This is a genomic window from Sinorhizobium sp. 7-81, assembly GCF_030124405.1.
GTDB classification, from domain to species: Bacteria; Pseudomonadota; Alphaproteobacteria; order Rhizobiales; family Rhizobiaceae; genus Sinorhizobium; species Sinorhizobium psoraleae.
Genome location: NZ_JASKLT010000003.1, coordinates 282701 through 303069, shown reverse-complemented (window position 1 = coordinate 303069; position 20369 = coordinate 282701). Strand labels below are relative to the sequence as shown.

Genomic DNA, 20369 nt, shown 5'->3' with positions numbered 1-20369 from the left:
CTCAGGCTTGTGCTATCTTGAAGGTGATAAGAAATCTCGTTCCGACACCTGTCTCGACTGTCATGCTACCGCGCAACTGATCGACAAGGTCCTTTACGAGCTGCAAACCAAGGGTTTCAGCGCTTTCCCAACCCTCTCTGAGTCCCGCACCGTCATCCTCGACGACCAATTCATAATGCGTCGGCTGCCGCACTGACAATGCCACGCTGACCTGACCGCGGGAAACGGCTGGATAGGCATGCTTGAGAGCGTTAGACACCAGCTCGTTGACGATGAGCCCGCATGAGACGGCGCTATCGAGATCGAGATCGACTTCATCGACATCGACGTTCAGGGCGACTGACTTTTCCCGGGTACCGTAGGCCCGAGCGAGATGGGCGCACAGCGTTTTCAGGTGGTTCGCCATCGAGATGCGTGCAAAGTTGCCGGCGCGATAGAGGTTTTCGTGAACCAGGGCCATCGAGCGCACCCTGTTCCGACTATCCTGAAAGAGTTCGGCCATCTTGCTGTCGTTCACCCGAGAAGCCTGAAGGTTCAACAGACTGCTTATGAGCTGCAGGTTGTTCTTTACTCGATGATGTACTTCCCTGAGCAGGGATTCCTTCTCGTCGAGTGATGCGTTTTCAAGCGAGATTGCCGCCTGGGCGGCGATCAGTTTGAGAACGGCAATCCGAGCCGGCGAGAATGCATTTTCGTTGAGTCGGTTTTCGAGAAGGAGGATGCCAACTGACTTACCTCGAGCCACCAAGGGGACGGCGAGCCCGGTTGAAATGCCGTTTTCGTCCATGTTGAGATCGTGCCGAAGCTCGTTGTCGTCCAGAACGACCGGTTCTTGGTGTCGGAAGGCATCACGCAGCTTCCTTGCCGGCGCGTCGCTCTCCCTGAGCGGCTCGCGCCGGAATCTCACGTCGATCTCCTCGCCGTTGGCCACGGCCTCCGCCTCTTTCCAGAAGCTTTGCTGCTTGGGCAATACCAGCAGCGCCCGCTGCGCTCCCGCGTTCTCAAGCGCAACCGTCAGCAGCGTCCTGACCATCTTGGATTGGACGACCTCGCCGGCGACGCTCGCCGACGAGCGCACGACGGACTGTAGGTCCAGCTCTTTGGGAAGAGCCCCGCTCGAGTTGGAGAACGACAGGGCGTAGGTGGTAGGAAGGTGAGGGTACTTGACCTCCAGGTCTCTCAGCTTGCCGCTTGCGCCCCAACGTCGGTAAGCCGCGTAGGCCCTCTCGCGGTGGGCAAGCGCCATCGTCGCCAGACCTATGCTTTGTGCGAAGCTGGCTGCAAACTCATGCGTCAGGGCTTCGATATGAGGAAACTGGCTTTCGTCCGAAGCGGAGATCGCCTCTTCATAGTGCCTCAGGGCGTCGATCGGGCGGGCTTCGAGACGGGCGAGTTCGGCCAACGCGATGGAGGAATACGCTGCGAAGTTGTCCGGATTGTTCGTGCTCCAGGTCTGTAGTCGCTCTGCGTGCTCCCGAATCTCCTGCATCCCTGGCTTGTCGGAAGTTGCAACCGTTCGGGTCAGTGCGAGGCACTTGTAGAACGTATATTCAACCCACTCGAGGTGGCCCGCTGTCGTCCATAGCAGCGGCTCGGCCCTTTTTCCGAGGCTGACCGCCGCCTCAAAGTCCCCGGCGAAGATCGCCGACTGCATTTTTCTGATCCAATGCCAGCAAGCGGCGATTTCGAGACCAGGAGTGCTGTCCAACCGACTCTCGAAGGCGACTTCGTCGAAATCGCCGTCGTCGAACGTCTCCAGCGAAAACGTCAACCCCTGCAGGCTACGGACGAGCATGGCCTGGCTGGTTATGATGTCTGCGATCAGGCCGAAATTGATCTGCTTCGCGAAGTCGAGCGCGGAGCTCGCGCGGCGCTCGATAACTCCAAGCTGATCGCCGGCAAGGAGCATGTTACTGATCGTCGTACAGCTGCAAAACCCGGCATAGGTCAGGTCGCCTGATTCCTGGGAGATTGTCAGCGCCTGACGGTGGAGCTCTCGGCCCGCTCTTATCGGCTCCGAATAGGGAAGCACGTGATACGCAAACGTCATCGAAACTCGGCCGCGGAAGCGGGCGAAGGCCGGGTCCTGAACCATCTGGAGCGCTAGCCTGCCGAACCGGTAGCCAGCTGCATATTCCCCGAACATGGGACCGAGCACCATGCCAAGATAAGCATAGCCGAGTGGAGACGCCGGCGAGTTCCCGTTTGCGCGGCTGACGTTGGCCATCCGGCAGAGGACGAGGCAGACGAGCTTTTGGTCGGTGAAGAAGGCGGGTGGCAGGACGGCCCCGAGAACGTCAAGGATGGGCGCTTCCGTCGACGAGCGAGCTGGCAGCTCCAGTCGGGTCTCGATGGCACTCGCGCGTATCTCCTCCTCGATCTCCCGGTACTCCTCCCTCACCATGTCCCAGGTGGGGTTCGCCGGCCAGTCGATGCCTTCGTGGCGTAGGTAGTCGAGGCAAAGGTCAATCGCCAGGCGAAGCTGCCCCAGCGCCGTATATAGAGTTATCTGCGACCAGGTCACGCGAGCGAGCTTTCCGCGGTCTAGCGTTTGCTGTCGGAGCGCACTGAGCCGCCGCTCCGCGCTTATAGACTGACCTAGAACGAATTCGCAGTCGGCCATTCCGATCTCGAAATCGACCGTCAATTCGGTTGCCTCGTCGCCGAGCTGCCGCGCTATCCGTGCTCCAGCTTCGAAATACGACAGCGCGGATGCAAAGGCGGATGTTTGCTCGGCTTTGCGTCCCGCGGCTAAATTCAACTGGGCGATCCGAACGCGTTCTTCATGCCCGGCAACGAGATCGATCGCCCTGTTATACTGCTCCGCCACCGTGAAGATGCGGTCGTGGATTTCTTCAGGCGACATTGAAGAGATCATGCGTCGCGCGATACTGAGGTGCAGAGTTCTGCGTGTTTCATCTGACGGCGCGAGGTAGGCCGCCTCTTGGACCCGGTCATGAACGAACACCAAGCCTTCTTCGCGCGCGAATATGAGACCGGCCTCGATGGCCTCGTCGACGCATGATTCGTATGTGTCCTGAGGAAGGTCGATCACCAGGCAAAGCAGACGGCGGCACACGATATTGCCGAGCAACGCCATGCTGGAGATCACGTCCCGGGTCGTCGGGGTCAGCTTAGCCAACCTCATCGCGATCAAATCCGAAACGTCCTTGGACGAACTCTGCTCTATCTCCTCGCGCTTCCATGTCCACTGTCGCGCCCGCGTGTCAAAAGCCACCCTGCCGTCTTGCACCAAGGCGGCGAGGAGCTGCGTCGTGAAGAGAGGATTTCCTTCGGCTTGTTCAACAACCATTTCGGCGAGCGGATGCACCTCGCCGTGATGCACCCCAAGACTGTCGGAAACGAGGTGCAGCACTTCAGCCTTGGACAAAGGCGACAGCTCAATCGTCGAAACCGACGTTTCGGGCTGGTTGATTTCGTCAAGCCACTCACGCAAGGGGTGGCCGGGTGGAACCTCGTTTTCACGGAAGGCCCCGATGACGAGTGTGTTCCGTATCGACTGGGTTCGGATCGTCCTTTTAAGGAAATCTAGCGTAGCGTGGTCGATCCACTGGAGGTCATCAAGAAACAGTACCAGGGGATGACCAACCCGCGAGAAAGCGCCGGCGAAACGGGAGAGTACGTATTGGAATCGGTGCTGCGCCTCGTTGGGCGGGAGTTTCGGCACCTCGGATTGCGGGCCGACCAGCGGATCAAGCTCGGGGATGAGCGATGTGATCAGGCGGCCGTTTGGTCCAATCGCCGCCTTGACGAGGTCTCCTATCCCATCCTGCCCGAGACGATAGTGAGGCGGTAGATGAGAGATCAGGCCCCGAAAAGCCTGCACGATCGTGGAGAGCGGAACGTGATGGTTGATCTGGTCAAACTTCCCTTCGGCATAAAGGGCAACCTGGGGATCAAGCCGGCGCTGGAAAGCCCTCACGAGGGCCGATTTGCCGATGCCCGACGAACCCGACACGAGAACCAGCTCGGTCTTTCCTGAGACAGCGATGCGATCCAAAATCTCCGTCAGCCGGAGGATTTCTGCCTCCCGACCATAGAGCTGGTCCGGGATCACCAGTGTTCCGCGAGCGTCCTGAGCGCCGAGTTCGAAAAGTTCGATCCTGCCGTGGCTGGTGAACGCCGACAGACAATGTTCGAGGTCGACCCTGAGCCCTTCGACAGTCTGATATCTCTCCTCGGCCGCCTTCGAAAGAAGTTTGAGGAGGATCGACGCGACGGCGCTGGGAATCTTTGTGGCCCATCTACCCGGAGGCAGAGGAGGCCTTGCGAGGTGGCTGTGAAGCCACTCCGCCGGTGTATGCGCCGCAAAAGGAAGCCTCCCCGTCAGCAACTGATAGAGCGTGACCCCGAGGGAGTACAGGTCGCTCCGGGTGTCGGCCCGGCGGTCAAGCCTACCCGTGAGTTCCGGGGAAATGTAGGGCAGGCGGTCAACGGTCAAGGCATCGCCATCCCGTACCGCCGGAGCGCGGGACGCCGGAAAAGCCCAGCCGAACCCGATGAAGTAGACCTTTCCCGGATCGACGACCATGATGTTGGCCGGCCGGATATCTCCATGGACGAGGCCAATCTCGTGGATACGCGCTACAGCATCGCAAATCGAGACCGAAAGTTGAAGGAACTCCTTGAGGGGGCGTCCGGAAGCCCATGCGCTATCCAGCGAACTCCCACCATGGTCTTCGAGAAGAATCCCTTGGCGACCTCCGACCGCCAACCCGCGCAGCGCCTTTGCTCCGCCCGCACTCGCTACCAGATCGGTCAGACGGAGTTCGGTTTCGAGCTTGATCTGTTGCGCGGGCGCAAGATCGTCTGGCTTTGCCACGAGTACCGCGAGATTGGTTTGACCGCCGGGAAGCGTAAGCCGGACGAGACTGGAAACGCCGTCGGCCCTTAATACCTCCAGGTCGTAACCAGGCTCTAGGTCGAAACTCTTCATAAACAGGACCTTGATGCGTCCGCGACGGCCAAGATGTCGCCCGCGCACATAGATATTCAGTCCGTCCGCCCTTGGCAACGCGTCTGGTCTCGATCAGCCCTTTCGACCGTCAGGCGGACCAACTCCGCAGGCATGGGCAGCCCCGGTTAGCTCCGCTCGAGCGGCATTGACGAGCGCTTGGACCTCGCCGGGCATCTTGCGGCAGTACTCCGCCGCCTCCTGCAAGGTAAACCCGGCAACTTCCACCAACGTGTACGCGAGACGGCGGTCAAAGGGGAGGCGGCTCAAAAGCTGAAACCCTTGCGCGGCATCGTCGTCATCGTTCCATAGCGCACAGCCCCGGATACTTGACGCGTACATGCTTTCGGATACGCCCCTTGCCTGGTCGAGCATACACAAAAGGAAGTTCCGAGGGTTCTTTAGAAGCGCAGGTCCTCGCATTGAAAGGGCGGTCGAGAGAAGCGCGTCCGCTTCCTCGGGCCCGCCCAGCAGTAGCGCGATGATTGCCCTGGCCGAACGAAAGACGTCGACCAACTGCGGAGCTTGGCAATCAAACGCAGGCATGGGAGACCTCGCCAGATTGTCGCGGCGATATGGCGGGTTTCCAGCATGATCGGTACTTATGATTGCGGACCAACATAGAACCCCAGCCTCTTCTCGATATCGCTCGGCTGCTGTAGGCCGAGTTTGACGAATTTCGAAAGCCGGTCCTGCGCGAACGGTTGGCCGACCGACGTAACAAAAGCGTCCCACGCGGGCTGCATCTCGGAGTCGGCTGGTAAGCTGGCATCGTCTACGAACCGCTTCGTGGCGGCGATCGCGTCGCGGTTGAAGGAAGCGATGCGCAGGGCGAATTCGTCCACGAACCTGTCAAGTTCGTCGTCGGGAAGGGCGCGGTTCACGTAGCCGTAGAGCTCTGCCAGGTCGCCGGGGATATCGTCCGCCCCAAGAAGCACCTCCAGAGCGCGACCGCGCCCCATTAGGCGCGGCATTCTTGCCATCGGCCCACCGCCAGGAACAAAGCCTGCTCCGACCTCCCAGTGAGAGAGAACCGCTTTTTCCCGGCTGGCGAACCGGATGTCACATGCGAGCGCTATCTCGCTACCCGAGCCGGTCGCCCTGCCGCGGATCGACGCGATCGACACGACGGGCAGCCGACTAAGCCGTACGAAGGCATCCGGCACGGGATGCATACCAGTAGGTCCCGGAGCCATATTGATGGACTCCGATGGGTCGCGAAGGACATCGTAATGCGCCATGAAGTAGTCGGGGTTGGTGCTGCCGATGACCACGACCTTCAATTCAAGGGCGTTCTCCATCTCGGTCACAAGGTCCGAGAACTCCTGGACCATCTGTGGCCCCATAATGTTCAACGGCGGATTGTCGAGATTGACCCGCCAATAATGCGGGGAACGCCGGATAATCTCGATTTGGCGGCGCTGCACATCAGCTGCCGGTGTGCTGGTTGCGTCCATGTGTCGGTCCTTTCAGAGGGGTGACTGGGGGCAGGACGTGTCGACAATATTTCCGCCATCTCAACGTTCTTGAACCGCGGCTCAATTCGTAGAAGCCGGGCGTCGCGAGGGCAATGCATTATTCCGGGTCGCGCAATGGTGACTTTCGGATGAGATCAATTCCGTCGATCTCCGAAACTCTCTAACTCTTCTGCATCGGAGTGAGGCTTCCGAACGTCAACGACAGGAGACAACAATGACGACTGCCCGCCACACCTTCCCCGCGATCCATCACAGAACGATCGACATCGACGGCCTAGAAATTTTCTACCGCGAGGCAGGCCGTGCCGACGCACCGACCGTGCTCTTGCTTCACGGTTTCCCAACGTCTTCGCACATGTTCCGGAATCTGATCCCGGCGCTCGCGGATCGCTATCATGTAGTCGCCCCGGACTATCCCGGTTTCGGACTTAGTTCCATGCCGGCCAGGGAAGAGTTCGCCTACACCTTTGAGCGCTATGCCGAAATCGTCGACGCGCTGGTCACAAAGCTCGGCATCGGTTCCTACACCATCTACGTCATGGACTACGGCGCTCCGACCGGGTTCCGCCTCGCTCTTCGGCATCCCGAGCGGATCACGGGCATGATCGTACAGAACGGCAACGCCTACGAGGAAGGCCTTTCGCCGTTCTGGGATCAGCTCAAGGCCTACTGGGCGACCAATTCGCAGGAAGCGCGCGACGCTCTGCGTCCGCTGATGTCGCTGGATGTCACGAAGTTCCAGTATCTGGACGGCGTCCGTGATGCGACGCGCATCGACCCAGCGAACTGGCTTTACGACCAGCAATTCCTCGACCGTCCCGGGAACATCGAGATTCAGCTCGATCTCTTCTACGACTACCGCAACAATGTGGCCCTCTATCCGCAATTCCAACAGTTCTTCCGCGACCGCCAACCGCCGACCCTGATCGTCTGGGGCAAGAACGATACGATCTTTCCTGCCCCAGGTGCGGAAGCGTTCAAGCGCGATCTACCCGATGCAGAGTTCCACCTGATCGACAGCGGTCATTTCGCGCTTGAGGATCGGGCCGATGAGATCATCCCGCTGATTCAGGACTTCCTTGGCCGGACACTATCGCATTGAAAGGTGAGGGGACCCCGGCCTTTCTGGGTTCCCGTCATCGGCCAGACTGTGCTGACGTAATAGGGGAGGCGGGTGCATCTTTCCCGCCCCCCCGGTTGAGGTGCGTGCCATTGCGAGATCAAAACCTTTCCTTCAGAGGATGGCCCCTCAAAAAGACATTGCGGGGGCGTCTGCAGCAGTGATCGCTGGGGCATGCAGGTTGGAAACCTATAAGTCGAAGAGGCTCAGTTGCCGCCCTTCGATTTCGGCAATGATGCGCGCCTTCGTTTTAGAACTCCGGAACAACTGATACTGCGCAGCGCTCTTCACATTCGCACACGCATTGGAGACAAGCGTCAAAGCTTCAAGAACAAGCCTTTGCGCATCGTCGCCTGTAGGCAGGGGACGGTCCTTTTGCGTGAGTATCAAACGTGCGGCGTACAGCACAAACCAATGGCCATAAACGAGGTACTGGTGCTCGCCTGTGGGCTCGATAGCATCTCGCTGTTTGGAGAGGTGCGCCTCGCGCATTTCCTCGATAAGCCGATAAACTTCCACGAGGCGGCAGAGGTCCTCGACGACGTAGGACTCGTGGAAAATCGCATTGAAGCGTTCGCCAAAAATCGTGTCAGAATCCGCTTTTGCACGGTCCGGCTCTCCGAGGTGAAAGGAAAGCAGTATCTGCCCGAGTTTCAATGCATCGATTCTCTTCCTTGGATCGCGATCGACATGCATATTGCGCTTGCGCTCGAAGAAATAGCCTTGGTCATGGAATGCGATCTCGAGCTTCTTCAGAATGGGATGGTTGGCCATCAAATCGCGGGCCTGAATGCGAGCTTGGCTATTCGTCGCGACGGCGACCCGTTCAGTAATATCGCTGCGGGCTGTGGCATAGACCCTGACCATCAACACCACGTTTTCGAATGCCTCGGGTGACCGCTTGTACGCCTCCAGCAGGGAATGAGAGGTTTGCGCTCCGTTGACGATCTGAAAGTCTTCGATCCTGATCACCGGGTTAGCGTGACTTTTGTTGTACGCGTATTCCTTGCAGGTGATCGTTATCCCGTTATTTAAATACCAAAAGAGATGGCTGTCGTCCGACACCGCCGTCTGTATGATGTTGCTGTTGTATCCACCGTTTGCACCTAGAAAGATTCGCAAGTTCTCGTCAAAGAGGTGTCGCTTAATCGATCTCTTGTCGGGCGTCTGGATCATCTCAACGAACGACCGCGCGTCTACAGAAGCTATTACGCCCCGGATGTCGCCATCGGTTCTTTCAAACGCCTCTCGGCCTATGACCTGGAGCTTTCCTGTTTCGCGTTCTCGACCGGTCGCCCCGATGTCACGCATCATCTCCGCCGGACCGTACACCTCGTAGTCCACATTGAACATCGACCTGAGCGTACTCTCCAAGATGGTCTTGGCAGACGGTGACAAACCCTTCCCGTTACTGCACAGGATGACCCGGTAACGGCATATTACTCCGTTACGGTGAAGCTGCCATATCCGCGATACGGCCTCGGTCAGTTGCAGGTTGCCCGTCTTGGATAGTCGGTCCTCCTTGTCAAATAGCGCATGCAAGAAAGAACCGATTTTCAAGACCTCGTTGTCGTTGATCGTTCGATCCGTCGAATTCAGCGACGTCCGATGCTTCGACTGGAATATCAGAACTTCCGCCCTGTCTTCGCGCTCCAGAATTTCGATGGCGTCAACGCCAAGATCGTTGCCGCCGTCGACGATCATTTCCGGATAGTCAGACGAGCGGTCGGGAAAATACTGCTCCAACACGAGATACAGGAAGGCAAGCGATAGACCTGATAGCTGATATCGATCCTTCGCCGCGGAAACGCGGGCGTCTATAATATCCCATTCAAGTGCTGAAACGGCGGGCATCCAAGTTCAACCTCGATTGAAGCAAACTTAGGTCTACCCGTTATACTCGTACGGTGCACCGGGCAGGTTAATGTTATTCACTGCGATTTTGGTGACATCGGAGTCCCCAAGCACGTCAGCGCCCATCTGCTCGCCGATCTCTTCTACGGCGTCTAACTCTCGAAGTGGGACTCATCAATTTTGCAAATCCTTGATAGCTCAGCGAACTCCTTTCGCAGTCGGGGCACCGCGAAATCCACGAACGCTCTGACCTTCGGCACAGAGAGCCGACCTTCAGGCGCAACGATATGTACGGGTAGAGGAGGTGGCTCGTCGGCCGCGAGGACAATTCTCAGCTCACCTCTCTTCACGTATTCCGCAATTTGGTAGGAAAACACCCGAGTCACGCCATTTCCCTCGAGCGCCGATGCGACCACGCCTGCCACACCGTTTATCGTCAATCTTGGCTTGATGTGCACCAGCCGTTGGCTTCCACCTCCTTCTCGAGGGGGAAAACTCCAACTCTCATGACCGAACTGAGCCAGCGCAATACACGTGTGGTGGGCAAGATCGGATGGACTCTCGATCGCGTCGGCGTTGTCCAGATAGGATGGGGCAGCACACAAAACCCGGCGTACTTCCCCGACCCGAATTCCGATCATGGTCGAGTCGGTGAGGTGCGCGATGCGAAGCCCTACGTCTATTCCTTCGTCGATCAGGCTGACAGTGCGGTCCAGCAGCAGAAGTTTCGCGTTCACCTCCGGGTGTTCGCGAAGGTACGCATCAAGGATTGGACGTAAGATCGAAACGCCGCTTACAAGTGGCGCGGTGACGGTCAGGGTTCCCCTGGGCGCTTTTGTTTCGCCGGCGGCCAGGAGGTCCGCTTCTTCGAGATCGGTCAGCACTCGGCGGCAGGCGGACGCGTATCGCTCGCCTGCCTCACTTAGCCTGATGGTTCTTGTGGTCCGGTGGAGCAGCTGTACGCCCACGTGACTTTCGAGGAAGCTGATGGCCCTCGTCACCGCAGCCGGAGAGCGGTTCAGCTTCCGGCCGGCGGCCGCTAGGCTTCCTTCGTCCAGAGCGCAGACGAAAACCTTCATCGCATCTATGCGGTCCATATTCTTCCTCTTCGCGGAATAGTGAGTTGCTGCCGGCGAGCATTCCGACGCCGCGAGGAAGCTACTAGATGTTTCACAGGCAAGGCAACGCTGCCCTGCCGGTAAAACTTCAACAACGATCGCTGCGGACTAGGGATGGGCCGGAATTGCCCATGCGCTCCCGTGTGCCCGCGCGCAACGGAAAGAGTGGAAAATGAGCCAGGAAACGAAAGTAGCTGTCGTCACCGGCGCGTCACAGGGCATTGGTGCCGCCATAGTAAGCGCCTACCGGGCCCGCGGGTACGCTGTCGTCGCCAACTCCCGCAACATCGCTGAGTCCGGCGACCGCGGCATCGTGGCGGTGGGTGGTGATATCGGTGAGCGGGCCGTCGCCGAAAAAGTGGTAGCAACTGCAGTAGAACGCTTCGGCCGCATCGACACGTTGGTCAACAACGCCGGCATATTTATCGCGAAGGACTTCACCGAATACACCGAGGAAGACTTCCGCAACGTCTTGAACGTCAACGTCGCGGGCTTCTTCTATGTGAGCCAGCTTGCTGCGAAGCAGATGCTAAAGCGCGGTGACGGGCACATCGTCCAGATCACCACGTCCCTCGTCAACCAGCCGATGGCCGGCGTTCCGTCCGTCCTCGCCTCGCTGTCGAAGGGGGGCCTGGACGCCGCCACCCGCTCGCTGGCCATCGAGTACGCGCCCAAGGGTATCCGCGTGAACGCCGTGTCGCCTGGTATCATCAAGACCCCGATGCATCCCCAGGAGAACCACGCGTTTCTCGCCGATCTGCACCCCGTGCGCCGTATGGGCGAAGTCAGCGAGATCGCCGAAGCCGTCTTGTATCTCGAGGACGCCAAGTTCGTCACCGGCGAGACCCTGCATGTCGACGGCGGGCAGCACGCCGGACGCTGGTGAGTTCCCAACGACCATCTTTTAGGAGGCTGATATGCCGTACGTAAATATCCGGGTCACACGAGAGGGAACCTCGCCAGGAGCGGTGAAGACCACCGCTGAACAAAAAGCCAGGTTGATTCAGGGCGTCAGCGACCTTCTGTTTGAAGTGCTCGGGAAACCGCAGTCGGCAACCTTTGTGGTCATCGAGGAAGTGGAGATGGAAAACTGGGGTGTCGGTGGCCTACCGGTCGCCGAGTATCGGAACCAACTGACTGAAAAGGCAAAATGAGACGATGGAGCCACTACGGATTCTGATGGTGGCTACGTCGCACGATGAACTCGGAGCCACAGGCCGCAAAACCGGTCTGTGGCTCGAGGGGTTCGCAGCGCCGTACTATGTCTTCATGGAAGCGGGGGCGATCGTGACGGTGGCATCGGTAGAAGGCGGAATGCCGCCGATCGACCCTGCCAGCCTCGGCGAGGAGATCGGCCCCGCAACCCACCGCTTCCGCACCGATCCGGCGGCGCAGACCATTTTGAACCACACCATGGAGATTTCTCACGCCCGGGCGGAGGAATTCCACGGTGTCTTCTATCCCGGCGGTCATGGCCCGATGTGGGACCTCGCCACCGACAGGTCTTCTTCGTATCTCCTGAGTGCCTTCGCGGAACAGGGAAAGTGCATCGGTGCGGTTTGCCACGCTCCGGCTGCGCTTCTTCACGTTCGCGTCCACGGCATATCCTTCCTAGAAGGGCGGACGGTGACCGCGTTCTCCAATGAGGAGGAGAAAGCCCTCGGGCTGATGGAGGAAATGCCCTTTCTGCTCGAGGATGTACTCAGGGATTCCGGCGCTGTATACCGGAAAGGCCGAGCTTTTGAGCCGTTCGTCGCTGTCGACCGCAGGCTCGTAACTGGGCAAAATCCAGCTTCCTCAAAACCTGCTGCTTTGGCATTCCTCGAGAGTACACAAAAGAGAGCCGTGTTTGACTGATGGTCGGCATAGAAGGTGGGCAAGGCCTCGCTCGGGGCGAAAATGGGGCGCATACGGAACTATGTAGCAAATGCCGGTAGCCGGCGGTCCTGCGCGCGACCGCTTTGCGCCCTAAGCGGCCCTCACACCTTCGCGTGCGCCAATCTATTCAATAAATATTGCCCTGAAATCGTTGACATTCGTCCCGGTTGGCCCGGGAACGAAGAGCGCGTCAGCGGCCTCGAATGCGGTCCAGGCGTCGTTGCCTTCAAGCAATGCTTGAGCCGTTCTTCCAGCGCCGTTCATCTGAGCAACCGATTTACCGTCCGCGAAGGCCCCCGCGTTGTCCTCGCTTCCATCAATGCCATCGGTGTCTGCCGCGAGTGCGGTGACGCCATCGAGTCCTTCAATTCCGATGGCGAATGCCAGAAGGAACTCGGTGTTCCGTCCGCCTTTGCCTTTGCCACGCAACGTCACGGTCGTCTCACCTCCCGATAGGATCACCACTGGCTTTCGGAACGGACGGTTCCGCAATGCGACTTCCCGCGCGATCGAGGCATGGACCCCGCCCACCAGGCTTGCTTCGCCCTCGATGGAGTCCGAAAGGATCGCGGCTTCCACACTCTGGGCGCGCGCGTGTTCAGCTGCGGCTTCCAGTGACTTGCCCGCCGACGCGACGACATGCGCGATGTTGCCGCTGAACCTCGGGTCATTGGGGTCCGGCGCGGCTGTAGCAGTCTCAAGTTGTCGTATCATGTGGTCCGGCAGTTCGATCCGATATCTTGCGATCGCGTCGGCGGCGTCCTGCCGCGTGGTCGCGTCGGGGATCGTCGGACCCGATGAAACGAGGGAGGCGACATCGCCCGGTATGTCGGAGACCACGAGCGACACGACCTTCGCCGGATGGGCCGCCAAAGCCAACCGTCCGCCCTTGATCTTCGAGAACTGCTTGCGGATCGCGTTCATCGCTGCGATCGGCGCACCGGATTTGAGAAGCTCCTTGTTCAGCGCGATCTCGTCTTCCAGCGTGAGGCCGTCGGCGGGCGCGGGAAGAAGAGCGGAGCCCCCGCCACAGATCAAGCTGATTACCAAGTCATCTTCGGTCAGGCCGGCGACGCGCTCGAACACCCGTTCCGACGCCTTCAGGCCTGCCTCGTCCGGCACGGGATGCGATGCTTCCAAGACTTCGATGCGTTCGCAAGCAACCGCATACCCGTATCTCGTGACGACGGTGCCCTCCAAGGGGCCCTCCCACGCCCGTTCCAGCGCCCGCGCGAGTTGGGCGACGCCCTTGCCTGCGCCGACGACGATCGTGCGCCCCCTGGGACATTCAGGCAGGTAGTTCCTTAGCGCGTGGTCGGCGTCGGCTGCTTCGACGGCCGCATTGAAGAGTGACACCAGGAACTCTCTCGGGTTTTCCATTTCAGCCTTCACTGTGTTGTCGAACACTCTCGGGCGCGAAGCCCGCGTAGGGTTTGAGGGGAATGATGTCGAATTCGATCATGCCAGCTTGCGCCATCGGAAGCGTCGACAGATGGGAGCGTGCCTCCTCCAAGGTATCGGCCTCGACGATCTGGCACGCTCCCGGCTGATCGCCGCGGTGCCAAATCTGCCGCGTGAACCCTATGCTGTAGAGATATCTCGCCCGCGCTCCTTCCAACGGAACGATCGGCTCGAAGTCGGATTTGCTGAACTTGTCAGTGAGCCGTCTGGAGATCACCAGGAACTGCATCGAATGCCTCAGGCGTTCAGCTTGCGGGGAGCAGTGCTGGCCCTCACGATCAGTCTCAACGACAGTTCGCGCTGCCGCATGTGCTGGCGTTGCAGCGGGGTCGCCATCAGATACTCTGCGGCAATTGCCCCCATGTCCCGTGCCGGGACCTCGATCGTCGTCAGTTCGGGATGGGTGAGTTCGGCGATCTCGAGATTGTCGAACCCGAACACCGAGACGTCCTCCGGGACCCGGATGCCTTCGGCGTGACAGTATTTGATCGCGCCAGCCGCGATGATGTCGCTGCCGCAGAACACCGCGGACGGCGGGTTCGGCCCTGTCATCAGTTTCCTCATGGCGTCGCGGCCGCCTTCGATCTTGTAGGCCGACTCGGTGATGGCGATGTTGTCCCGACCGATACCCTGCCGCTCCAGCTCCGTGAGGAACCCGTCTCGGCGGGCGGACGCGCGATCATTGTTCTCCGTAATGCCGGCGATCATCGCCAAGCGAGTATGGCCAAGGTCGACGAGATAGCGCGCCGCCATGCCTCCGGCCTTCGCGTTGTCGAACCCGACCGCAGCGCCGACGTCGGTTATCATGGAGGTGTAGGTGAACACATAGGCGATGTTCCTCTGCTCCAGCATCGCCAGGGTTTCGGCGCGGTGGGTCGAACCGACGAGAACGACCGACTCGACGCCGCGCTCGACAAGAAGCTTCGCCTGCTCGAATTCAATGTCGATGTCGTACATGGACGTGTTGATGATGACCGAGATGTCCTTCTCGGCAAGGCGCGCCTGGAGGCTGTGGACCATCGACGCATAGATCGCGTGGTCGAGTGTAGGGATGATCACTCCGACCGTGCGGCTTTTCGTCGAGCGCAATGCCCGTGCCGAGCCATTGCGCACATAGCCCAATTGCGTCGCGGCCCTCATGACGCGGTCGCGGACATCCGGGGCGACTTTGGGGTTGTTGTTCAACACCCGGGAAACGGTGGCAGGAGAGCAGCCCGCCAGCCTTGCGACATCGACGATCTTGGTGTCTGCGCGATCATTGTCCAGCACCATGGATTGCTCTCCTCGTGAAATCCTGTGAAATCGATTTATTGCACGATGCGCCGCAAAACACAATTGATTTTCCGAACACTGGAAGGGGTGTTGACATGGTCAAGAAAGTGTGTGAAATCGATTTCTCGAAAACGACAGCTGGAGGAAACGGTGCTGTTAGGAGGAATAAAGGTCGTCAGCTTCTGCCATTTTCTGCAGGGGCCGGCCGCGGACCAATATCTCGCAGACATGGGTGCCGACGTGATCAAGGTCGAGCCTCTGACGGGCGCATACGAACGTCATTGGTCCGGCGCTGGCGTCTATATCGAAGGCGTGAGCGGCTTCTATCTTTGTGCCAATCGTAACAAGCGTTCGATCGGCATCGACCTCAAGAGCCCTGAAGGCAAGGAAGTGGCTCGCCGCTTGATCGCCAGGGCCGATGTCGTCCTCGAAAATTTCCGGCCGGGTGTCTTCTCCCGGCTCGGCTTCGATCAGGCGGAACTCGATCGCCTCAACCCAACGCTGATCTTCGCCTCGGCGAGCGGTTTCGGATCGAGCGGCCCCATGGTCGACAAGCCGGGCCAGGACATCCTGGTGCAGGCGCGCTCGGGACTGATCAGCGTCACAGGGACGCCGGCAGTCGGCCCGACACCCGTAGGTGCGGCAGTCGTCGATCAGCATGGCGGCGCTCTGCTCGCCATGGGCATCCTGGGAGCGATCGTCCGGAAGCTCCGCGAGGGCAAGGGGACGCGCGTGGAAGGAAGCCTTCTGAACGCCGGGATCGATCTCCAGAGCGAGCCGCTTCTGAATTGGTTCGCGGGCGGCATGAAGCGCGAAGTCCTCAAGCGCGAGAAGAACCTCGCGACCTGGTTCCATGAAGCGCCATATGGCGTCTACCCGGCAAGGGACGGCCACGTCGTGGTGTCGCTCTGCAAGGTGCCCGATCTTGCCGAGGCGGTCGAAAGCGACGACATCCGCGCTCTGCTGTCGAAGGACCGCTACGAGGATCGCGACGAGTTCGCGAGGGCCTTGGCGGTGGCGACGGCGAAGTTCAGCGTCGAGGAACTCGGACAGCGCTTCGACAGTCACAATGTCTGGTGGGCTCCGATCCGCTATTACGATGAGCTTCTGACCGATCCCCAGCTGGTACATTCCGAGGTGTTCCGCAAGGTCGAGGTCAAGGGGCGCACCATCCATCTGGTGAACCACCCGAATCGCTACGACGGCAAGGTTCCCGACCTCCGCGTCCTGGCGCTGGAGATTGGCGAGCACACCCGCGAAATCCTGTCGGAGCACGGTTACTCGTCCTCCGAGGTCGAACATCTCCTGTCCGCGAACGCCGTCGTGGCGTCCCGAGACGAAGCATCGGAAAGAGGGGCTGCGTGATGAAAGCGGATATCCAAACCAGCAATCGGGGAGATCGGCGCGCAGTCGACAATGCCCCCGTCGATCGCGGTGTCGCCATCGTGACGGGCGGCCGTCGCGGCATCGGACAGGCGATCTGCGTAGAGTTGGCTTCGGCGGGCTTCGACATCGCCGTGGTCGACCTTCGGGACGACGATACGGCGCGCGAGACCGTCAGGCTGGTCGAGGGGCAGAGGCAACGCGCGTCGCTGTTCCGCCTCGATATCTCGAAGACCTCGGACTACGTCGCCTTTCTCGACAGTGTCGAGGCGGGGCTCGGTCCGGTGAACTGCCTCGTCAACAATGCTGGCATTCAAGTCTCCGAGCGCGGCGATCTCCTCGATGTCTCGGAAGAGAGCTTCGACCGCCTTATCGACGTCAACCTCCGCGGCACGTTCTTCCTGACGCAGGCTGTCGCCAAGCGGATGGTCGCGAGAGCCGAGGCTCCTGAAGACCGCTCGATCGTGTTCATCACCTCTGCGAACGCGCATCTGGTGTCGCCGGAGAAGGGACCGTACTGCATATCCAAGGCAGGTCTGTCCATGGCCTCCCAGCAGTATGCTCTGCGCCTGGCGGAGCATGGTATCGGCGTCTACGAAATCCGCCCCGGTCTGATCATGACCGACATGACCGCCGACGTGCTCGAGCGCTACACGCCCCAGATCGAGAACGGTGCCGTCTGCGCAATGAGGCGCTGGGGCCAGCCACAGGACATCGCTCGCGGCGTCGCAACGCTGGTGACCGGAGGCATGCCGTTCAGCACGGGCGATGTCTACAACATCGGCGGCGGCATGCAGATTCCCCGGCTCTGAATTTTTTGGTTGGTCGTGAAATCGATTTCACGGACTGGAGACCTCGATATGGCATCTCCCATTCTTGAGATGAAAGGCATCCACAAGCGGTTCCCCGGCGTCTATGCGCTGAAGGATGTCAGCTTCGCGGTCGCCAAGGGAACGGTCCACGGGCTCGTGGGTGAAAACGGAGCCGGCAAGAGCACGCTTATGCGAATTCTGTCGGGCGCGTATCTCGCCACAGAAGGCCAGGTCGCTATCGACGGGAACGTGGTCGAAGCTCCGACACCCGACAAGATGCTGCAACTCGGCGTCGCCGTCATCTATCAGGAACTCGCGCAGGCCCCGCATCTGACCGTCGCCGAGAACATCTTTCTCGGCCGCCTTCCCAAGACCGCCATCGGAACCATCGACTGGCGCAAGGCCAAGCGGGATGCCGCGGCGATACTGAAGAAGCTGAACTTCGCCGTCGATCCGTCGGCCAGGATCGATCGCCTGAGTGTCGCGCAGCGCCAGATGGTCGAGATCGCCAAGGCGATCTCGCGCGACGCCCGGATCGTCGTCCTTGACGAGCCGTCCGCCGTGCTCGGCGACAGCGAACTCGAAAACCTGTTCGAGCTGATCCGCACGTTGAGCCGGGCTCAGGGCGTGTCGTTCGTCTACATTTCCCACCGTCTGAAGGAACTTTACGAGATTTGCGACGACGTCACCGTCCTTCGGGACGGACAGGTGATTTCGAGCGAGCCGATCGCGCAGACTACGTCGGCCGACCTGATCCGCAAGATGGTCGGACGCGAGATGAACGACATCTTCCCCGGCCGCGTCGCGCCGAAGGACGACATCCGGCTTTCGGTGAAAGGTCTCAACCGCAAGGGCAAGCTCAAGGACATCAGCTTCGACGTCCGCCGCGGCGAAATCTTCGGCATCTGCGGTCTTGCGGGTTCCGGAAGGACTGAAATCCTAAGGGCGATCGCGGGTGCCGACCCCGTCGACAGCGGCGAGGTCGCGATTGACGGTAGCCAGCTGACGCTTGGCAAGCCACGCGTGGCCCTGGCAAAAGGCGTCGGCCTTCTGCCGGAGGATCGGAAGACCGAGGGCTTGTTCCTCGACCAGTCCGTCGCGTTCAACGTCACGATCTCCTCCCTCGGCGAGCTTGCGACGAGCGGACTTCTCAGCGGGACCAAGGAGAAGGGCATCGTCTCCAACTACATCAGCCAGATGCGGATCAAGACGCCGTCCGGCGCGACCCGTGTCAGGACGCTGTCGGGCGGAAACCAGCAAAAATGTGGGATCGCCCGCCAGCTGAGCGCGGGTACGAGCATCCTCCTCGTCGACGAACCGACCCGCGGTGTCGACGTCGCGGCGAAGCGCGAAATCTACGACCTGCTCGTCCAGGTCACCGCCAATATGGGCGCGAGCGTCGTGATGGTGTCCTCCGAACTCCCAGAAATCCTCGGCCTCTGCGACCGCATCCTCGTCATGCGCCAGGGCGAAGTCGCCGCCATCCTCGAAGGTAAGGGCGCTACCGAGGAAAGCATCATGTCCAACGCAGTCTGGAATTGAGGAAAGCACGATGACAGTCCGTTCCTACACACACTTCATCAACGGTCGCTTCGACGCGGCTCCGACCGACTTCGTCGAGCGCAACGCTCCGGCGACGGGCGAGACGGTGGCGACGTTTGCTTCCGGCACGCCCGAGGATATGGATCGCGCGGTCCGTTCGGCTCGCGAAGCGTTCGACAAGGGACCGTGGCCGCAGATGAGCGGCATGGAGCGTGCGGAAATCCTCAACCGCTTTGCTGAGCTCGTCAAAGCCAACTACGACAAGCTCGTACAGATCGAAGTCGAGGAAGTCGGCAAGCCAATCCGTTTCGCCAGGGGCGACATCTCCGGCGTGGTCGGGCTCATCCGCTACGCCGCATCGCTTGCGATGCAGATGGTCGGGTCGACCTATACGAACCTCGGGGCCAACAAGACCGCGCTCCTGATGCGGGAGCCGATCGGCGTGGTCGCCCTCGTGACACCGTGGAACTTCCCGGCGCTGATTCTGGCGCAGAAGGTGCCGTTCGCGCTGGCGGCCGGCTGCACGGCGGTGGTCAAGCCCTCCGAGTTCACTTCCGGAAGCGCGCTGGAACTGGCGGCGCTCGCAGTCGAAGCCGGGGTTCCGGCAGGCGTCTTCAATGTGGTCAGCGGCAAAGGTTCGGTCATCGGCAAGACCCTGACGGAACATCCGGGCATCGACTTCATCAGCTTCACCGGATCGACGGGTGTCGGCCAGCAGGTCATCGAGGCGTCCGCCAAGAACGTCGTGAAGACCTCGCTCGAACTCGGAGGCAAGTCCGCCAACATGGTGTTCGCGGATGCCGATCTGGACGCCGCCGTCGACGGCGCGCTCATGGGCGTCTTCTTCAACAACGGCGAATGCTGCGTCTCGGGATCGCGCCTGTTCGTCCAGAATTCGATCGCCGACGACTTCACCGCCCGTGTGACCGAGCGCACCAAGAAGCTCAAGGTCGGCAATCCCTTCGACGAAGACACCGACATCGGTGCGATGATCGATCCCAAGCACCACGGCAAGGTCCTCGAATACATCGACTCGGGCGTCGCCGAAGGCGCGAAGCTGCTCGTGGGCGGCGGAGCGGCGGGCGGGGCCGGCCACTTCGTCCAGGCCACCATTTTCGACCACGTCCAGCCGACCATGAAAATCTTCCAGGAAGAGATTTTCGGCCCGGTCCTTTCGGTCACCCGGTTCGAGACTGTGGACGAGGTGATCGAACTCGCCAACGACAGCCCCTTCGGCCTGTCGAACTACGTCTGGAGCAAAAACATCGACACGGTGATGACCGTCGCCAAGCGCCTCAAGAGCGGCTGGGTGCAGGCGAACACCATTATCGACGGCGCGCCCCAGCTTCCGCTCACGGGCGTCAAGGGGTCGGGCTTCGGCTACGAGATGGGTCAGGCCGGGTTCGAGGAATTCACCCAGCTCAAGACCCTCTTCATCCACACGGGTGCGCGCACTCCGGTCTTCGGGAGCTGATC

Annotated in this window: 15 protein-coding genes; 8 read left to right on the top strand and 7 right to left on the bottom strand. The window is 60.3% G+C overall.

The window, feature by feature from the left end; all coding sequences use genetic code 11:
* Position 1: 1 nt before the first annotated feature.
* Together QN224_RS14050 and QN224_RS14045 are read right to left on the bottom strand one after the other, a co-directional pair.
* Entirely contained in the window at positions 2–4957 is a 4956-nt protein-coding gene (locus QN224_RS14050; protein WP_283977198.1) for an AAA family ATPase, read from the bottom strand.
* A gap of 620 nt (positions 4958–5577) precedes the next feature.
* A complete protein-coding gene (locus tag QN224_RS14045; RefSeq protein WP_283977197.1) occupies positions 5578–6432 on the bottom strand; it encodes an enoyl-CoA hydratase/isomerase family protein in 855 nt (284 codons plus the stop codon).
* 235 nt (positions 6433–6667) lie between these two features.
* Between QN224_RS14045 and QN224_RS14040 the strand changes: the two genes are divergently transcribed.
* On the top strand, positions 6668–7555 hold the full coding sequence (locus tag QN224_RS14040) for an alpha/beta hydrolase (protein ID WP_283977196.1): 888 nt from the start codon (positions 6668–6670) through the stop codon (positions 7553–7555).
* Between the two features lie 207 nt (positions 7556–7762).
* On the opposite strand, the gene QN224_RS14035 is transcribed toward QN224_RS14040, so the two are convergent.
* Together QN224_RS14035 and QN224_RS14030 are read right to left on the bottom strand one after the other, a co-directional pair.
* Positions 7763–9427: an AIPR family protein gene (locus QN224_RS14035; protein WP_283977195.1), complete on the bottom strand. Its 1665-nt coding sequence runs from the start codon at positions 9425–9427 to the stop codon at positions 7763–7765.
* 152 nt (positions 9428–9579) lie between these two features.
* Entirely contained in the window at positions 9580–10524 is a 945-nt protein-coding gene (locus tag QN224_RS14030; RefSeq protein WP_283977194.1) for a LysR family transcriptional regulator, read from the bottom strand.
* A gap of 193 nt (positions 10525–10717) precedes the next feature.
* Here QN224_RS14030 and QN224_RS14025 point away from each other — a divergent pair, with 193 nt between their 5' ends.
* The 3 genes from QN224_RS14025 to QN224_RS14015 are packed head-to-tail and all read left to right on the top strand — an operon-like array spanning position 10718 to position 12402.
* Positions 10718–11431: an SDR family oxidoreductase gene (locus tag QN224_RS14025; protein ID WP_283977193.1), complete on the top strand. Its 714-nt coding sequence runs from the start codon at positions 10718–10720 to the stop codon at positions 11429–11431.
* Between the two features lie 31 nt (positions 11432–11462).
* Positions 11463–11699 carry a 4-oxalocrotonate tautomerase family protein gene (locus QN224_RS14020; RefSeq protein WP_283977192.1) on the top strand — a complete coding sequence of 79 codons (237 nt, stop codon included), beginning with the start codon at positions 11463–11465 and terminating at the stop codon, positions 11697–11699.
* A gap of 4 nt (positions 11700–11703) precedes the next feature.
* Positions 11704–12402 carry a type 1 glutamine amidotransferase domain-containing protein gene (locus QN224_RS14015; protein WP_283977191.1) on the top strand — a complete coding sequence of 233 codons (699 nt, stop codon included), beginning with the start codon at positions 11704–11706 and terminating at the stop codon, positions 12400–12402.
* A 144-nt stretch (positions 12403–12546) separates the two neighbouring features.
* Here QN224_RS14015 and QN224_RS14010 read toward each other — a convergent pair whose 3' ends face one another.
* Genes QN224_RS14010 through QN224_RS14000 form a run of 3 tightly spaced genes read right to left on the bottom strand, consistent with a single transcriptional unit; the run spans position 12547 to position 15156 of the window.
* The gene (locus QN224_RS14010) at positions 12547–13803 is read right to left on the bottom strand and encodes a glycerate kinase (protein WP_283977190.1); all 1257 of its coding nucleotides are present in this window, start codon (positions 13801–13803) and stop codon (positions 12547–12549) included.
* 1 nt (position 13804) lies between these two features.
* On the bottom strand, positions 13805–14113 hold the full coding sequence (locus tag QN224_RS14005; protein WP_283977189.1) for a hypothetical protein: 309 nt from the start codon (positions 14111–14113) through the stop codon (positions 13805–13807).
* Between the two features lie 8 nt (positions 14114–14121).
* Entirely contained in the window at positions 14122–15156 is a 1035-nt protein-coding gene (locus tag QN224_RS14000) for a LacI family DNA-binding transcriptional regulator (protein WP_283977188.1), read from the bottom strand.
* Positions 15157–15306: 150 nt separating this feature from the next.
* Here QN224_RS14000 and QN224_RS13995 point away from each other — a divergent pair, with 150 nt between their 5' ends.
* The 4 genes from QN224_RS13995 to QN224_RS13980 are packed head-to-tail and all read left to right on the top strand — an operon-like array spanning position 15307 to position 20367.
* Complete coding sequence (locus QN224_RS13995) at positions 15307–16521, top strand: CaiB/BaiF CoA-transferase family protein (protein ID WP_283977187.1); 1215 nt, start codon at positions 15307–15309, stop codon at positions 16519–16521.
* Positions 16521–17351, top strand: coding sequence for a 3-ketoacyl-ACP reductase (locus tag QN224_RS13990; protein WP_283977186.1), 831 nt, complete (start codon positions 16521–16523; stop codon positions 17349–17351). The genes QN224_RS13995 and QN224_RS13990 overlap by 1 nt, the downstream gene beginning before the upstream one ends.
* 48 nt (positions 17352–17399) lie before the next feature.
* A complete protein-coding gene (locus tag QN224_RS13985) occupies positions 17400–18893 on the top strand; it encodes a sugar ABC transporter ATP-binding protein (RefSeq protein WP_283977185.1) in 1494 nt (497 codons plus the stop codon).
* Positions 18894–18903: 10 nt separating this feature from the next.
* Positions 18904–20367, top strand: coding sequence for an aldehyde dehydrogenase family protein (locus QN224_RS13980; RefSeq protein WP_283977184.1), 1464 nt, complete (start codon positions 18904–18906; stop codon positions 20365–20367).
* Positions 20368–20369 lie beyond the last annotated feature (2 nt).

Excerpts from the sequence above, each read along its gene's own strand:
- QN224_RS14050 (WP_283977198.1), bottom strand. The coding sequence starts at position 4,957 with ATGAAGAGTTTCGACCTAGAGCCTGGTTACGACCTGGAGGTATTAAGG.
- QN224_RS14045 (WP_283977197.1), bottom strand. The coding sequence starts at position 6,432 with ATGGACGCAACCAGCACACCGGCAGCTGATGTGCAGCGCCGCCAAATC.
- QN224_RS14040 (WP_283977196.1), top strand. The coding sequence starts at position 6,668 with ATGACGACTGCCCGCCACACCTTCCCCGCGATCCATCACAGAACGATC.
- QN224_RS14035 (WP_283977195.1), bottom strand. The coding sequence starts at position 9,427 with ATGCCCGCCGTTTCAGCACTTGAATGGGATATTATAGACGCCCGCGTT.
- QN224_RS14030 (WP_283977194.1), bottom strand. The coding sequence starts at position 10,524 with ATGGACCGCATAGATGCGATGAAGGTTTTCGTCTGCGCTCTGGACGAA.
- QN224_RS14025 (WP_283977193.1), top strand. The coding sequence starts at position 10,718 with ATGAGCCAGGAAACGAAAGTAGCTGTCGTCACCGGCGCGTCACAGGGC.
- QN224_RS14020 (WP_283977192.1), top strand. The coding sequence starts at position 11,463 with ATGCCGTACGTAAATATCCGGGTCACACGAGAGGGAACCTCGCCAGGA.
- QN224_RS14015 (WP_283977191.1), top strand. The coding sequence starts at position 11,704 with ATGGAGCCACTACGGATTCTGATGGTGGCTACGTCGCACGATGAACTC.
- QN224_RS14010 (WP_283977190.1), bottom strand. The coding sequence starts at position 13,803 with ATGGAAAACCCGAGAGAGTTCCTGGTGTCACTCTTCAATGCGGCCGTC.
- QN224_RS14005 (WP_283977189.1), bottom strand. The coding sequence starts at position 14,113 with ATGCAGTTCCTGGTGATCTCCAGACGGCTCACTGACAAGTTCAGCAAA.
- QN224_RS14000 (WP_283977188.1), bottom strand. The coding sequence starts at position 15,156 with ATGGTGCTGGACAATGATCGCGCAGACACCAAGATCGTCGATGTCGCA.
- QN224_RS13990 (WP_283977186.1), top strand. The coding sequence starts at position 16,521 with ATGAAAGCGGATATCCAAACCAGCAATCGGGGAGATCGGCGCGCAGTC.
- QN224_RS13985 (WP_283977185.1), top strand. The coding sequence starts at position 17,400 with ATGGCATCTCCCATTCTTGAGATGAAAGGCATCCACAAGCGGTTCCCC.
- QN224_RS13980 (WP_283977184.1), top strand. The coding sequence starts at position 18,904 with ATGACAGTCCGTTCCTACACACACTTCATCAACGGTCGCTTCGACGCG.